This window comes from Photobacterium sp. WH24 (assembly GCF_019204055.1).
GTDB classification, from domain to species: Bacteria; Pseudomonadota; Gammaproteobacteria; order Enterobacterales; family Vibrionaceae; genus Photobacterium; species Photobacterium arenosum.
The window spans coordinates 1-16,705 of record NZ_JAGSOZ010000015.1 but is presented as its reverse complement, the minus strand read 5'-3'; the positions used below and the strand labels follow the sequence as shown (position 1 = coordinate 16,705).

Annotated in this window: 11 protein-coding genes; 3 read left to right on the top strand and 8 right to left on the bottom strand. The window is 47.4% G+C overall.

Annotation, left to right across the window (positions count from 1 at the left end):
- The 3 genes from KCG43_RS16620 to KCG43_RS16610 all read right to left on the bottom strand — a co-directional run bounded on the left by KCG43_RS16620 (position 1) and on the right by KCG43_RS16610 (position 3,665).
- Entirely contained in the window at positions 1 to 2,340 is a 2,340-nt protein-coding gene (locus tag KCG43_RS16620; protein ID WP_218386358.1) for a membrane-bound PQQ-dependent dehydrogenase, glucose/quinate/shikimate family, read from the bottom strand.
- A 172-nt stretch (positions 2,341 to 2,512) separates the two neighbouring features.
- Positions 2,513 to 3,103, bottom strand: a complete 591-nt coding sequence (locus tag KCG43_RS16615; protein WP_218386354.1) for a GNAT family N-acetyltransferase — start codon at positions 3,101 to 3,103, stop codon at positions 2,513 to 2,515.
- 43 nt (positions 3,104 to 3,146) lie between these two features.
- Positions 3,147 to 3,665: a GNAT family N-acetyltransferase gene (locus KCG43_RS16610; protein WP_218386352.1), complete on the bottom strand. Its 519-nt coding sequence runs from the start codon at positions 3,663 to 3,665 to the stop codon at positions 3,147 to 3,149.
- Positions 3,666 to 4,035: 370 nt separating this feature from the next.
- Between KCG43_RS16610 and KCG43_RS16605 the strand changes: the two genes are divergently transcribed.
- Together KCG43_RS16605 and KCG43_RS16600 are read left to right on the top strand one after the other, a co-directional pair.
- Positions 4,036 to 5,493 carry a diguanylate cyclase domain-containing protein gene (locus tag KCG43_RS16605; RefSeq protein WP_218386349.1) on the top strand — a complete coding sequence of 486 codons (1,458 nt, stop codon included), beginning with the start codon at positions 4,036 to 4,038 and terminating at the stop codon, positions 5,491 to 5,493.
- 214 nt (positions 5,494 to 5,707) lie between these two features.
- A complete protein-coding gene (locus KCG43_RS16600) occupies positions 5,708 to 7,297 on the top strand; it encodes a cyclic diguanylate phosphodiesterase (RefSeq protein WP_218386346.1) in 1,590 nt (529 codons plus the stop codon).
- A 51-nt stretch (positions 7,298 to 7,348) separates the two neighbouring features.
- Here KCG43_RS16600 and KCG43_RS16595 read toward each other — a convergent pair whose 3' ends face one another.
- Positions 7,349 to 8,965 (bottom strand): methyl-accepting chemotaxis protein, encoded by a 1,617-nt coding sequence (locus tag KCG43_RS16595; protein WP_218386343.1) that lies wholly within the window; start codon positions 8,963 to 8,965, stop codon positions 7,349 to 7,351.
- 334 nt (positions 8,966 to 9,299) lie between these two features.
- Between KCG43_RS16595 and KCG43_RS16590 the strand changes: the two genes are divergently transcribed.
- On the top strand, positions 9,300 to 10,979 hold the full coding sequence (locus KCG43_RS16590) for an Hsp70 family protein (RefSeq protein WP_218386341.1): 1,680 nt from the start codon (positions 9,300 to 9,302) through the stop codon (positions 10,977 to 10,979).
- Positions 10,980 to 11,039: 60 nt separating this feature from the next.
- On the opposite strand, the gene KCG43_RS16585 is transcribed toward KCG43_RS16590, so the two are convergent.
- From KCG43_RS16585 to KCG43_RS16570, 4 genes are all read right to left on the bottom strand, one after another.
- Entirely contained in the window at positions 11,040 to 11,906 is an 867-nt protein-coding gene (locus KCG43_RS16585; RefSeq protein ID WP_218386340.1) for a hypothetical protein, read from the bottom strand.
- 17 nt (positions 11,907 to 11,923) lie between these two features.
- Positions 11,924 to 12,622 carry a hypothetical protein gene (locus KCG43_RS16580; RefSeq protein ID WP_218386339.1) on the bottom strand — a complete coding sequence of 233 codons (699 nt, stop codon included), beginning with the start codon at positions 12,620 to 12,622 and terminating at the stop codon, positions 11,924 to 11,926.
- A gap of 334 nt (positions 12,623 to 12,956) precedes the next feature.
- On the bottom strand, positions 12,957 to 15,791 hold the full coding sequence (locus KCG43_RS16575; RefSeq protein ID WP_218386338.1) for a J domain-containing protein: 2,835 nt from the start codon (positions 15,789 to 15,791) through the stop codon (positions 12,957 to 12,959).
- A 2-nt stretch (positions 15,792 to 15,793) separates the two neighbouring features.
- Entirely contained in the window at positions 15,794 to 16,561 is a 768-nt protein-coding gene (locus tag KCG43_RS16570) for a DUF1266 domain-containing protein (protein ID WP_218386335.1), read from the bottom strand.
- Positions 16,562 to 16,705: the final 144 nt, after the last annotated feature.

Here is a 16,705-nt window from a genome sequence, read left to right as displayed (position 1 = left end):
CTATTTTTTCAGCTTAAAGGCAACAATATAGTCCCCAAGCGTTGTGCCGATTGAGCCATGTCCCCCGGCCACAATCACCACCATCTGCTCGCCCTGGCTATTGAGGTAAGTCATAGGTGTGGCTTGTCCACCGGCAGGCAGGCGGGCTTTCCATATTTCTTCACCGTCGCTGAGATCATAAGCACGCAGATAGTTATCGACTGCGGCTGCCATAAAGACAACGCCGCCTTTGGTAATGATCGGCCCGCCTATGCCGGGGACGCCCATTTCGATGGGCAGCGGCAAGGGAGTCAGATCGCGAATTGTCCCGTTTCTGTGCTTGTAAACAACGTTGCCCTGACTCAGATCAGCACCGGCCACATAACCCCAGGGCGGTTGCTGACAAGGCACGCCCAGCGGTGATAAGAAAGGTTTGAGGCTCACGGCGTAATCAGCACCTTGGTTGGCATTCACACCATGTTCCCCTACGTTGACCTCACCCAGTGACGCACTGCTGTCTTTCTTAATTAAGGTAGAAGTAAAAGCCAGATAAAGCGGCATACCGAACATCACCTGCCGCTCTGGATCCACGGCGATCCCGCCCCAGTTAAAGACACCGAAATTACCGGGAAAGACGATAGTTCCCTGTTCTGATGGCGGGGTATAGCGGCCTTCATAACGCAGCTGGCGAAACTGAATGCGGCAGTAGAGCTGATCAATCAGCGTAGCACCCCACATGTCTTTCTCTTCCAGCGGTGGCGGATTAAAATTCAGTGCTGATTCAGGCTGGGTCGGAGAGGCAAAGTCGCCATCAATCGTTCCCTGAGGCGCTGCCACTTCGGTAATCGGATGGATCGGCTCGCCAGTCGCCCGGTTCAGTACATAGACATCGCCTTGTTTCGTCGGCACAACCAGCCCAGGCAGCAGACCACTGTCGGTCTGAATATCTAACAGGCTCGGTTGCGCGGGGGTATCCATGTCCCACAAATCATGATGAACAAACTGCTGTACCCAGACTGGCTGACCATTATCCAGGCGCAATGCCACGACCGAAGAAGCGTATTTTTCTTCCTCCGGGGTGCGGAACATGCCCAGCTGATCCGGGGTTCGGTTGCCCATAGGGATATATATCAAGCCCAGCGCTTCGTCTGCACTGGCGACAGACCAACTGTTCGGCGAACTGGTCGCATACAGTTTATCTTTGGCAATCGGCTGGGTATCGGTTGGATTGGCCGAATCCCAATTCCACTTCAAGGCTCCGGTTTTGACATCGTAGGCACGGATAACACCGGATGGCGAGTTGATGTCATAGTTGTCATTGACGGAACCGGCCACGACCACGACCCCTTTCGCCACCACAGGCGGAGAGGTGGAATAATAATAACCGGATTTGGGGAAGGGCATATTGTGCAGTAAGTCCAGCACCCCGTCTTCAGCGAAATTTTTACAGCGTGCACCGGTGGCCGGATCCAGCGCAATCAGCCTGGCATTTGAGGTCGGCAAAAAGATCTGCGCATCGCAATCAACACTGGCTAATGTTTCCGCCGCACCGGAACCGGGCTGCGAAATCATGGCCGGTTCACCTGCCTGAGGCGCGAGATAAGACACCCCGCGGCAAGTCTGGTGCTGGCGCTGGTTGTCCTCGCCGACTTTCGCGTTATACACCCAGCGCTGCTGGCCGCTGTCGGCATCCAGTGCCACCAGCCAGTTGTGGGGTGTGCACAAATACAAGGTATTGCCGATTTTCAGCGGCGTAGCCTCATAAGTAAATTCCCCGATATCCCCTTTTCTTTTCACATCATCGGTTTGGTACTGCCAGGCTTGCTCTAACTTACCCACATTCTGCGGAGTAATAGCCTCCAGCGGCGAGTAACGCTGCCCAAAATTGCTGCGGCCGTAGCTGTACCAATCCCCTTCAGGTACCTGGCCCAGCTTCGGTGTCTGGACAATAGTGGATGTGTTTAACTGACCTTCCAGCTTGTGGGTGTCGTTAAACATGCTGCCCAGCGTCACCAGCGCGACTAACCACCAGTACGCGGTCAAACGGCTGATTCTGGTTCGCCCCATCAGACGGAAAGAAAACAGCAGCGGTATACCTAAAACCAGCAGTAATCCCATCCTGCTGGCCAGTGGCCACCAGTCATAACCGGACTCCCACAATGACCAGATCAACGATGCCAGCAAAAATAAACCGTACAGGATCTGCGCGTTACCCCGCTTGGTTCTGATTTTGGCTGCAACCAACAAAAACACCACGCCAGCGATGGCAAAATACCAGCTACCCCCCAGGGAGATCAGCCACAGACCTCCTCCAAACAGCACCAGCCCGATGAGGAAATACAGAAATGCGATGAATCCCATGCGCCTCTTCCTTCTTAGTGTTATTCGGCCAATTCGGACGGTAAACATAACGGGTCACTGACAAGCTGACCGTACCTAAAAAAGCGTAGACTATGTGGAAAAGAAGTACTGAAATTCAATCAGATGTGACTAAGAAAATATCGCTCAATACTGCCATGCAAGGCAGGTACATTCACAGTCTGTCTGGCGTATTCAACATCAGCCACTCTTGCCGTGTTATCCGGTACAAACAATGTTCAGCCAGTGAGTGATCATGCGGCAATTTAGGATGCATAAAGTTTTTCTGACAATCCGACATGCCCAGCTTCTGCATCACACGCCGGGAAGGCTGATTGGTTAAGGTAGTAAACGCATAAACAGCAGGTGCCTGCAGCTCATCAAACGCATAACTCAAAGCACGTTGTGCTGCTTCAGGTGCGAACCCTTTCCCCCATTGATCGGCGGCCAGTCGCCAGCCAATTTCAATAAAGGGGGTATCGGGTATATCAAGGTCCTGATAATGCAAACCCGCAAGGCCAATAAACTGACCGGTATCCTTTCTTTCTACTGCCCAAAAGCCCCAGCCATTCTCCTCAATCAATGAGGTCGCTTTGTGTGCCAGCTGTACACTTTCATCTTCACTCAGGGTTGCGGGGAAATACCTCATCACATTCGGGTCTGCACACATGGCAGCAAACGGTACGTTGTCATCTTCTTTCCATTGCCGGATGATGAGTCTTTCGGTCTGCAACTGACAAATGTCTCTCTTTAATTTTTCAATCATTGGTTATCTACCTGGGTTTTGTTTGGCGATCACAGCCATGTGATCACTGCTGTGAACTCGCGTTCAGCAACTTAGCCATATAAATTTCATCAACATACTTACCATTCACCCGCATGGCATCCCGCTTGATCCCTTCTTCGTCAAACCCGGCAGCCTTGTATAGGTGACGAGCTGGTGCATTATGTGCCATCACCGTCAGCTCAATACGGTGAAAAGCATGATGACATGCCCACGTTTCTAAAGACGCCATCAGTTGCCGGCCGACACCCTTACCCTGAGCACTTTTTTGAATGCCAATGGCGCAGTAAAGAGAATGCCTGATACGGTTCATTTTGCCGCCCACCCCGACGATAAAGCCGATCACTTCTCCAGCCTCGTTTTCTGCAACGAACATCGTTTGCTGATTGGAATCCACCCATTCCGGCAATTGCTCTCTTTGCTGCTCTATCGTCAGCTGACGCTCTCCGGGTTCAAACAGCATGAAATCTGTCTCTGTATCGAGCAAATGAAACAGCGCCACCAGCCTTTCAGCATCATCTAATGCCACTTTTCTGATTATCATGCTTACTCCAGTCATAACTCTTCAGTTTTTCATCAGCCCGCTACCTTACACCAGAAACACAGACGCACAAAAACCCAGATGCACAAAACGCGACTGCATAAAACCAGGTTGCACAAAAATATTCATTAATGAAATTCACTCTTTCAATACAATGCCTATTTCACTTAATGCGATGATCTCTCTGAATTTACCTGTTAATCAATAAGCGTTAAGAATCAAACTTTGTGCAGAAGATTAAATTTTTGTCATTTCGACCTGCTTATTTTTTTTACTGAATTAGACTTGTGGGAGCTTGGTCAAAAATCAAACAAATCGTTACATTCATTTTCTCTAAAACAGTGGTATGGATTGCAGTTCTCAGGGAGGAGCAATGAGAAATCAGTTTCTCAAGCTTTTTATATTGTTGGCAGGATTTGCACCGGTAATCACGTGTGCCTCTCATCAGGATCCATTGAGACAACCTTTAGCAGATCACGAACCATGGGCAACTGAACTGATTTCACAGAGAGTGTCCTATTGCTTCAATCCTGCCTGGCGTCCGTACGATTACCAGGAGCAAGAGCAGCACAAAGGCATTTTTGCCGATTATCTGCACCTTATTGAGCGTTATCTGGGCGTCACTTTTCATCCCTATTTCACGAGCAGTTGGAGTGAGTCCTTAACCGCCCTGCAACTCGGCCACTGCGATTTTATTCCGGCTATCAGCCAAACCCCGGAGCGGGAAAAATACCTGTCGTTTACCTCACCTTACTATCAGATTCACAACGTGCTGGTTGCCAAGGCTGATAAACCCATGCTGACCTCGTTGGATGAACTGGCCGGACAATCCATTGCCGGGCCAAAACACACCGCTGTAATGACCAGATTGCAACACACCCACCCAGAGATTCAGCAAGTCTATGCCGCCACCCCTTTGCAAGCCATGCACCTGTTAAATGCCGGGGAAGTGTACGCCTTTGTTGCCCCGTTAGATTCACTGATAGATGAACTGAAAGAAGATGTCTTTCGTAAAAAGATCATTGCCAAGCTCGACTTTTCGCTGCCTGTTGCTGTCGGGGTCAGGCTGGATAAGCCCGAGTTGCTAAGGTTACTGAACATGGCAGTGCAATCTATTACCCCTGAAGAACACCGAGAGATTTCCCGAAAATGGACACAGTTCACTATTACAGAACGTCATAATTTCACAGATATTTATCGCTGGTCTGCAGTCTCACTGGTGATCATTCTTGTGCTTGGATTCTGGATAACCCGATTGCAGGATGAGATCAAAAAACACAGCCAGACTGAAGCAAGGCTGAGACACATGGCCAATCACGATGCGCTGACCAATCTGCCCACCCTTCGCTACGCTCAGGAAAAAATTGACAGTGCCATCCTGCGTTGCCAACGCAGCAATACCAATATGGCTTTAATGTTTGTCGACCTGGACGGATTTAAAGACGTGAATGATACCTTCGGGCATGATGCCGGAGACAAACTGCTGAAAGCCGTATCGATCAGACTGGTAAACTCACTGAGAGAAACCGATACAGTGGCCAGAATTGGTGGCGATGAATTTATACTGATACTGGAAAATATCGCATCGACGGATACAACCACAATGCTGGCAGACAAAATACTCACCATGTTCAGCCGTCCTTTCATGCTGACAGATAACCCACTCCATCTCGGCGTCAGTATAGGCGTGTCAATGTATCCGTCACACGGCACGACCCGCGAATCTCTGCTGAAACATGCTGACCAGGCCATGTACTGCGCGAAGAAAAACGGCAAAAATCAGTGTCAGTTTGCATTGGCGCAACAGCAGATTTCCGCTGAAAAAGTCTGACCGTACTTCGCTGCACCCGAAAGGTTCAACTGTAAAAGCACCCTGTTCATTGATGTATATCAACAACCGATACAATAAAAAATGTGACCAGTGTTTAAAATACAACCAGAATACTGTAGCATTCGCGCTGCCGTATTAATGAAAGTCATAATAAGTGCAAAAAACATAACAATCACGGAGTAACCATGCTTACTTCTCCTTTATTAGTATTCACATGACTTTAACCTGTAAAAGCTGGTTCATTATTCGTTTTGCCATTCGGTATAAACATTTTCTGCTGGCAGTATTACTGGGACTCAGCGTCTTAGCTTTCGGCTTGGGCGGTATTTACCTGCATGCCAGGGGGAGTCTGGAAAGCCTTGTAAACGAAAAAGCCAACATTGCGAGTGCGCTTCTGCAAAACACCATGGATGAAGCCCATATTGCTGTTAATAAGGCTACTCCATTGCTCGGTGCCGCCTGTACCCCTGCAACCGCGGAAGAGCTAAAGCGCATTTCCGTGCTCAGCCCTAATATTCGCACCATTAACTTAGTCAAAGATGATTACGTTTACTGTTCATCACTGTTCAGCAGGACATTGAAAAAGAATGCTAACACCCACATCTCAATCGACAACCGGCTGTTTCTGGCCACGCATAATTATTTCAATCCAAATGAAAACATTCTTTTTCTCAGCTCAAAAGCTGGTGACAGGTATGCAATCGCAAGTATTGATGTCCATTATATAAAAAAAACACTCAAGACTATTGGACAGAAAATTCCGTTAACAGTTACGTTAAATAACCAGCAGAGAGTGACATACAACACTTTTTACTCTGAGACAAAAAACGGCACATTAATCGCCCTGAATTCCCGGGATGATGAGTTCACCATTTCATCTCGGATAAGCCAGCAAATGTATCTGGATTACATGCTGTCGCATTTATACATTCCCATATATCTGTGCATCATCATTGCCATTATCATCAGCATCAATGGCTACCGCCAGCTCAAGCGCCCGCGCTCACCCCAAGAGGAATTACGGCGGGCCGTAGAAGACAATGAGTTTCTGCCTTACCTGCAACCTATAGTGAACCATCAAGGCAGGATTTGCGGTGCGGAAATATTAATGCGTTGGCACCACCCGAACCAGGGGTTCATCATGCCAGACTTATTTATCCCTCTAGCAGAGGACACCGGCCTGATTACAATCATGACGACTCAGATGCTGACCAGCGTGAAATCTTATTTACTTCAGAATCAACACTATCTGCCCGACGGCTTTCACCTGGCCATTAATATCAGCCCAGGCCAGTGTAATGATCTGCTTTTCTATAATGACTGCCTGAGTTTCATGTCTGCCTTTCCGGAAGGAAAGGTAAAACTGGTCGCTGAACTGACAGAGCGGGAGTTCATTGAAGATACAGGGAATGCTGCCCTCCTGTTTGAGAAGCTGCATAACCTGGGGGTTCAAATTGCGCTGGATGATTTCGGCACCGGTCATTCATCGCTGGCGTATATCAACCAGTTCAACATCGACATTATTAAAATCGATAAGAGCTTTACCCACCTGATTGGTTCCGTAGACATGCCGAGCCATATCGTAGATAACGTGGTTGATCTGGCCAACAGACTGAACATAGATGTCGTTGCAGAAGGGGTGGAAAACGCGACACAGGAAGCCTATCTCAAGCTGCGCAACATTCAGTTTTTCCAGGGCTATTTCTACGATAAACCCATTCCTCCAGCGGTTTTCATAGAGAAAATGCAGCAGCAAAGCGACAGACAGGCACGCTTATCCGCTGATCTTTCACTGAATGGCTAACGAATCAAGCAGGGAGCAAACTCCCTGCTGTTTATTATCATCAAGTAAACACTACACCTTAAAATAGGCCAGGTGCTGGTTAAGTAATTCAGAGACTTGCGCCATTGCCTGACTTTCCTGAGCAAGGTTCATGGATGATTCTTTCATCACGTTAGCAGACAGGTGAATGCTGCTGACATTTTCATTCATTTCATTGGCGACTATGCCTTGTTGTTCCGCCGCGGCCGCTATCAGCACCACTCTGTCAGTGGTTTGGTTCAAGTCTGACACCATATTTTCAAAGGTGATCCGCGTTTCCAGCGCAACATCGACACAGCTTGCCGCCTGAAAATGACTCGATTGCATGGTTTTGCTCGATTGCTCAGCAATACTGGTCAGTCTGTCGATACTGGCCTTGACCTCTGATGTCGACTGCTGAGTGCGACTGGCAAGATTTCTGACTTCATCGGCAACCACGGCAAATCCGCGTCCCATCTCACCGGCTCTGGCCGCTTCAATGGCGGCATTCAATGCCAGCAGATTGGTCTGCTCCGAGACATCCTGAATCACGTTCACCACAGCATGAATATCCTTTACCCCCTGTAACAGCTCATTGACGAAGCTGTCTGCCTGGGTGATGTTTTCAGCCACCGACTGAATATTATCGCTGGTGGCTTTCATACTGACACTACTTTGCGAAGCCTGCTCAGCAACGTGAACAGTGGCCTCGGAGGTACTTTCTGCATTTTGGGCGACATCGTTAATGGTTGCCGACATTTCATTCATCGCCGCCGACAGTTGCTCAAGCTGTACGTGCTGAGATTCGACGCTGGTTGCCGTCTCTTCACTGGCACTGGCAATTCGGCCAGCCATTTCACGTGATTGCTCCGCAGACTGACTGGCCACTTTGAGTGCCGCCTGCAGTTTATCCAGCATGCGGTCGACTTCCCGCCCCATTTCACCAATTTCATCCTTACGCTTTTTATTCAGCCTGACTTTCAGATCACCGTCTGCAATCACATGAACTTTTTCGACCAGCGCAGTGAGCGGTGTGACAATATCGTGTGCCAGCAAGTACCCGAACAATGCCAGAATGATCACCGCAGCGGCAGCAAAAACCGATGCCTTCGCCAGATCACTGTAGAAGACATCGTCTATATCCGACACCAGTACGCCCGAGCCGACTATCCAGTCCCACTCAGGAAAATACATCACATAAGATATTTTTTCGTGCAGCCGACCATCCGGTGCCCGCCAGGTATAATCCAGAAACCCCTGGCCTGTTGCCGACGCGATACTCGCCATTTCACGCCAGTGATACTTGCCAGAACCATCGCGGATCGCAGAAGCATCAGCGCCGTCCAATTCCGGCTTTAACGGGTGGATAATGACTTGTTGCCTTGGGTTGGTAATCCAGAAATAGTTATCACCATCATACCTGAGCTGCTCAATGGCCTGCAGTGCCATATTTTTCGCCTGCTCTGCACCTAAATCTGCCGTCTGAGCGGCAAAAAACTGAATGATACTTTGCGCGGTTTCAACTTGTGCGCGCAGCTTATCTTCACGCTCGCTGAATGAAGCGCTGCGCTGCTGCGCCAGATTATAAATACAGACAGATACAATAATCCCGGCGGCTATTGCCACCAGCAGTTGCAGCTTTATTTTTATTGATATATTTCCAAGTTTCACGTGATGTCCCTGCCAAAATAAGCAACAAAGCACGTATTTTGCAGCAGGGAATCCGGGGAAGAGTTATCTGAAATCAAAGAAAGTTGAAACTCTATGCCTGACAGGTATTTAACCTAATTATATGTGACACACATCATATACAACTCGCTCAATGTCCTATTACTGACTATGTGGAAATCTGTCGATATCAACCTCAGTGCAACACAAGCCCCGGCTACTGAGCCGGGCTGAAACGGGTCGCCTCAAAGCTTCACATCTCCGAAATCAACACATTGGCGGGAGACCTATCTCTTGTTATCCTGCTGGCTCCGGTTGGTTTGCAATAGGTATAAATGTGAATAAGAACAATCATCTGGCGATCGGCATTGATTTAGGAACCACAAACAGCGCAATTGCCGTGTGGCGTGATAGCAAACCTGAGCTCATCCCGAATGCGCTTGGCAGCTATCTCACCCCATCGGTTGTTAGTATTGATGATACAGGACAGCTATTGGTTGGCGATGCAGCCCGGTCAAGACTGATAACGCGTCCGCAGGAAACCGTTGCCGCTTTTAAACGATTTCTGGGTACAGAGAAAACTTACCAGTTGGGTGAGTCCAACTATACGCCAACTGAACTGTGTGCTTTGATTCTGCGCTCTCTAAAAGATGATGCGGAAACCTATCTGGATGAACGTGTCCGAGAAGTCGTGATTTCGGTTCCTGCTTATTTCAGCGATCAGCAACGTAAACAGGTCCATCAGGCGGCAGAACTGGCCGAGCTTATCGCCGTCAGACTGATTAACGAGCCAACAGCAGCATGTCTCGCCTATAGCCTCCATGAAACCCACGAGCGGCGTTTCCTTGTCTTTGATCTGGGTGGCGGAACCTTTGATGTCACTGTCGTAGAACATCAGGATGGTTTTGTCGATGTTCGCGCTTCAGCCGGGGATAACCAGTTGGGCGGTGAAGACTTTACTCGGCTGCTTGCAGACTATGTTCTTGCTCAGCTTCAGGTCAGTGAGCGTGATCTTGACCTGAGTGAATCAGCAAAGATTATCAGTGCCTGTGAAGAAGCCAAAAAACGAAATGAATCAGAATTGACAATCTCGCTGCCTGAGCCATTCAACAGAAATTTCACACTAACACCATTCCAATTAGAAGAAGTCTGGAAATCAGCCTTGTTGAAATTGTCGCAGCCTTTACGCCGTGCGCTAAGCGATGCACGCCTCAGCACAGATGAAATTGATGAATTGATTTTCGTTGGCGGAGCAACGCGTTTACGTCAGGTGCAGCAATTGGCGACGCGCTTGATCGGCCGCTTTGGTCAGAACACCCTCGATCCTGATTTGGTCGTTGCGATGGGGGCTGCAACGCAGGCTGCCTGCAGACTGCGGGATGAAGCAGTTGAAGAGATCGTGCTTACCGATGTCAGCCCTTTCAGTCTGGGGATTGCTGCCAATCGGGACGGCCAAATTGATGTTTTCAGCCCAATAATAGAGCGAAACACAGTCATTCCCGTCTCGCGCGTTGAGCGCTTCAGCACATCTTACAACCAACAGGAAAAAGTCCGCATTGCTGTTTATCAAGGCGAGCGTTTCTGGGCACGAGAGAATATTTTCATTAGCGAATTCGAAATTGATGTACCGTTGAATCAAGCGGGTGCTGAAGCAATCGATGTTCGTTTCAGCTACGATATCAACGGCATGCTGGAGGTCGATGTCACAGTTCTGTCGACAAACCAGAAAATTCAGAAGGTAATTGACCGGACGCCAACCGGTATGAGTGAAGACAATAAACAAGCCAGTCGTGAGCGCCTGGCGAAACTCAAGACACATCCACGGGATAAACTACCGAATATCGCTCTGTCTGAAAAACTCAACCGACTTTATGAAGAAAAACTGGGGCATGAAAGACAGATGGTTGAACAACTGATTCTAAACTTTACTCAGACGCTGCAAAGTCAGGATGAACATAGTATCAACGACATGCGGAAAAAGGTCGAACAGCAACTGAAGATGTGGGGCTTTCAGTAAAATACTGAAATAAGAATAAAATTTAAAAATTGGGAATATGAATCATACTCCCAATTGATTTTAACATTGTGTTGAAAAGTTCTTCATTGTTGTTTCCGGTTTGGGGTATGCGATATACCAAGAGCGAATATCTTTGATAATTTGATATCCACACTTTTCCTCTACTACGGTACCACGAATTGCTTTCACGCCTGTCTCATTTTTGATCAGAAATGTCTCTTGGTTCGTTTTGGCGGAGGTATATTTTCCTGTCAGTTCATTTTTGATGATGTATATCGTTCCTTTTAACATTGAAGATAAAACATCAACCAACTGCGCCTGATCACCGTTTAAAACACTCTCCCGTTGTGATTCATCTAAATGCGGTCCGTACACCTGAATCAGATTCTTATACCTGACATCGGTGTGACCTTCATTTGGCAACCAGACAATCGATTTCAGAGACAAATTGTTCATTTCTCGGTTACTGAAAAAGATAGGTTTAACTCTGATTGTTTGAGCATTTTGCGTCTCGGCCTGAGAATGATGCGAATCATATTCGCCAACAAGATTTGCTAAAGGTATATCTTTCGTCACCTCAATCAACGGCAAAATTTTCTCGTTTGCCTTTTCCTGCTCCTGGACCAGCTTTTCAGTTCTTTGCGACTGGATTAGAGTAGAGTAAGTGCCAACTTGTGCCAGCAGACCAATAACCCCAGCACCACCGTGATACATGATCTGTGTTGGATCCACCGAGTCGTCAGGCAGGTAACTCCCCCGCATATCAACCAGTGTGGCATCTTCAAAACTAAACTGAAACACCGAATCCGAAATAGTACCATTCGGTAGATTATTGATGTGTCTTGCATAATCATCCTGATACGGGGTGCTTCCACACCCCACCAGAGACAACGAAGCTGACATCAGCAGAAACTTCCAGAATCTCATTTATTAACCTGAAACACTTAAATGGCTTGTTTGATATTGTGTTTCACATTCTCAACCGCTTGGTAATAGGATGTAGTCACACTAGGGAAAGTTGATGGTTCATCCCACTCACCGGTTGGCTGCACTTTTTCATCAATAACTAGATACTGAACATATGCATTTGTATTTAAATCAACTGCATACAGCATCCCATTCACATATCCCTGTGGATCCGTGTTTGGGATGTAATTACTGAAACCCCGGTATGCACCATGCTGGAAGATTTGTAATACGACCAGTAAATCCAGATCCATTTTCTCTTTCAAACCAGTAAAATCTTTTGAAGCAAAGCCAAGTCCTTTATTCGAATCTTTCAAATCGCGGATATCCATACCCAGATCAACCAGCTTTACCTGACTGGCACGCGTTGCGTACTCAGACAAAACCAACTCTTTGATATTATCCAGCTCTTCATTCGTTAAAGAACTCTCTAAATGAGTATCCAGCTCACTGGTTAATGCTGCGGCAACACCATAGCAAAGCAAGCAATTAGCCCCCCAAATATGGGTCGTTGCCTTATCTGCAGGCTGCACATAAACCACACCAATTTTCATGTCTTTTGACAAAAGATTCTCATCCAACGCAACAGTTGGCTGAGGTGTTACTGAACAGGCAGTGAGCAAGACTGCGAAGCCAAAAACTAAAATCCCTTTCAAATGTTTCATCATCGTTTTCATTATTTCCCCATCGAATTTTTATCATGGTTGCACAAGTCGTCTGCACAAATACAACCTTCAGCATACAGAATATTTTTCAAGTGAAATAATGGCTATTCGATACTGATTACACCTCAGCCCGAAATGAAAGCCGAAATAGCACCGTCAAAAATCTGTCAAAAAATACTGGAAGTACTGTTGTTATTCAATTGATTTATAGTGATCTAACGAAGATTTTTTTAATGAATCTCTTTTCTGCTGAAAAAACCAACGCTGAATGGTGCGATGCTCCCGTAATAACTCCTGGCAGAAATTGTTGTACAGAAAGAGACCTTTCGGTCTCTTTCCAGCTGCCTTATTGCTTTTTATCTTTAAATCCCAAAACTTGACGCAGGTTCACTCTGCGTGACTTAACCGCTTTTTTCTCCCAACCGCCAGTAGCCAAGAGATCAGTCAGACCCCGTGTAGTCGAAAAAAGAGTCACCATCGTCACTATGGCACAAAACAAAGATTGTGATATCTGAGCTATCCACAGCATAAATCCTGAATAGAGAACAAACTTATATTTATTATCTCTTTCAATGATCTGAGACGATATTTTCCATACAAGATAAATGAAAAGTGGAATAAAGAAGATCTTGGCAAACTCTTTCGCCGAAGCACTGAGCTGAAAAATATCCTGCTTGCCAATCTGACCAAATGTAGACGGGAAGGAAAACAACCAGGCAGTACAAAAAACAACCAGCATCCACTGTAAGTTTGTTTTGCTGAATGTTGCCGCTTTTTTTCCTTTATGCTGAATATCCTGCTCCAACCTATGCTGGTACATGACTTCTAAATGCGCAATCGCAACATCCGTGGTCTCGCGTTGCAAATCCGTTTGCAGCGCTCGACGATGAGTGAACATCTCCAATGCTGACAGATCATAGCCTTTATCACCCAAACCTAAATGCAGTTGCGTCAGCAAGTGATACATCGGATAGTGGAAATTTTTAGCTTCATCGGCCGGCGAAAACTCAGCCATTTCCGCAGGTGACATAAACCAGTCTTTGTCCCTGGTCAGCATGGCATGAATGAATGTGGGATTTGTCACACGATAACTCTCCTGTTTCAAGCCCTTTTCTTCTCTGAGACGAGTCAGAGACTGCTGCTGCCAGACGATCACATCCAGAAAATGAGGATGCCTGCCCAAAGCTGCAGCAGTCAGATTCCAGTAAACAATCGCTTCATCAAAGTGATCATGTTCCAGAAGCCGGGAAAGCGCGCAACAGGCCGCAACATCCCCGTTTTTCGCAAGCGTAATTAATTGTGTCTGATCGCAGGTGCGAGTAAGCAATGTGACTTGTGCATCCACAATAGAGCGAAATACAAACTGCTCCGGATACACATTTAAGGACTGTAGTGCATCCGGTAAGTAGACATCCGGCTGTAAAGCGAAGGGGATCAGTTTAGTAAAGGGCCCATCAGCCTGCGAGGATGGCAAAACCGGAAGCGTATCCAGAATCTTCTGCCGCTGCACTCCTACAGGTGACATATGAGAAAAGAAAAACAGTGCCCAATCAAATATGCCATCGAATGGGGCATCCAGCCAACAGCTTGAGAGTCGGAATTCAGGGTTCACGCACCGGAAAAAACTCAGCGAGTCGGCATAAGCAGGAAATACCGAGACATCCCACAGATCTTGCTTCGTCAGAATTTCCCGCTCAATAAGCTGATGGAACCAGCTGTCCGGAACCAGAGGATGCCGCGCCATACACTGCAGCCACTGTGATTTATCCTGAGACTGCATCTCTTCCTCAGTCAACGAAGCGACTTCAAAGAAAGCATCCGTTTCGTACAGTGCCAGTTTCTTCTGCAATGACACGCAAGCTGTCTGACTTGCCAGTTGTTCTTCAAGCCAAATGAGCGTCAGAGTAACCGCAAAGCTTTCACCGAAATCAGTCTTGGTCGCTTTTAACTGCTGTCTAATGGTTTCCACCCACGCCCAGCTACCGAACCGCCCGGCCCAGAAAGCTTTGACCAACAAGGCCTCGAGACCATCCAGCCCCAGAAAATCAAGACGATGGTTGAATGTTGGCTGATCAAGCTCAATCAGTTGGCCATATAACCAATCGAACATGCGATGCGCTTCACCTAATTCAGGTGCAGGGAGCAACCTGCGCTCAGCACGCCAGAATACCGGGGGTAACGGTTTCCATTGCTGACGAAGGAAAGCGTAACACATCGCCAGCAATGGATTGTTTTTCAGCGCCTGCTGATATTGAACCTCTGCAACTTCGCCAAATGCATTCAGCGCCATAAAACCTTCAGATACCTGATGGATCACCGGATGATCATCGAACTTCAAGCCGACTTCGCCGATGACTTCCCAATGTCTGATCGTCAGAGATTCAGCCGATTCGTCTACCAGTCGTTTCACGAGTAAGCCAATCACAGATGCCGGATAAAAATGACAAGCCTGACAGGCTTTCAACAGTCTGATCCGAAACTTCACTGAGGAAAGAAATAACGTAGTAGTCGGTTGGCGCAAAATCTGACCTAACGCCTCGGTATCACCGTACCCCAAAGCAAGATCAAACGGGCGCAAAAAACTGAGGGCCGCGCGTTGCTCAGCGCCGGATAACCGATCCAAATCGGCAAGTTCCACTGAGGTGCTCTGCTGACGCCAAGCGTCGAGATTTTCTCCAACTTCACGCTGCCGCTCTGTCCCTGTAAGCAAAAGCGGCCAGCCCAGTCCCTGCCAGAGTATTTCAATGACTTCGCCCGGCAACCAAGGATTAGACATAATCAATTCTGCGGCTGTATCCGATACCGCTTGTTGTTGTGTGATCGGCAACAGATGCATCGGCTCAATCCAGCTTTGCCATTGCTCCTGTTTGAATCGGCAACAGGGATTGGAAATCAGCTGATTCAAAGACTCGGCAAACTGACTCACAACTTCGGCCAGTCCATCGCTCACAACTCTAACAGACAAGGGTACAATTTGTTCAGCATCGTCCAGAATCGGGGCAGTCGCAGACCCGTCGGCTTCATTCAACGTAGCAAGCGCTCTTTCATACGCTTCCCGGACTCGTTGAAACCCTGCCGGATCATCTTCAGGATGATGCTGACGTAACTTCCGGCGGTAAGCTTTTTTAATGGCAGCTTCGTCGGTGGTTATTTCTATTTCCAAAACATCCCAGATACCCATGATTATCCCTCTTCCTCTTCATTCAACAATGATCTGAGTGTTTCAGGTATACGGATATCCGGCAGTTCCGTATGCCAGTTTAATGCGGGAATGGGAATATCAGGGTCATTCTCAATAAGGTTAAAAAACTGACTATAGCCAATACTGAACCCACTGTTGAGCAAATACGGGATATTAACCTGATCATCATCTTGCTCATTAATATATTCCCAATAGCTTCGCCCGAAAATAAAACTATGCTGATATTGTTCCCAACCCGAAAATTGCTTCTGAATCTGCTGGCTAAAGTAATTCAACAAGAAAGCAAACTCTTCTTGCGTCACCATACCGAGGACGTAACCGACTCGGGTTAGAAAGGAGCCCCTGCAATAGTCCCAAGCTTTAAAACCAACCTGACCCACATGGCGGTAAACAACGTCCAGAAAACGCATTTCCCCTTGTGCCACTTCATCGTCCGCATCAGCGATGCGTTGTTCCCAACCACTGCTGGTCATACAGGCGCGACGACTGAACTCACTCATCCAAATTTTGCCATGAACTTCTGCCATCGCGAGTTGATGAATAACCTGATGCCAATCACGGCGGTTTTCAATTCCCCAGGAGTCGGTAATACTCCGTCCCCACGCTTCCAGATCATCATCTGTTTTTCTCATGCCTGGAATGTGATAGTCATACAAGTCTCTGCTGTAGCAAATTTGTGGCGAAGTAATGGCTAGCCACCACTGACAATGTGGCAAACTGGTATCAAAGATATATTGAGATGAAGACATTCGCTGTCCCTGAGGATATTCAACACATTCACTAGAATAACGTGAAGCTGAGACAGCGCCAATGTGCTGAATTAGAAAGATGCAATTAAAGTGAAGCTGCTTTGAAAATTATTCCTGCATGGAACGATTAAGTTAATGTCGGTT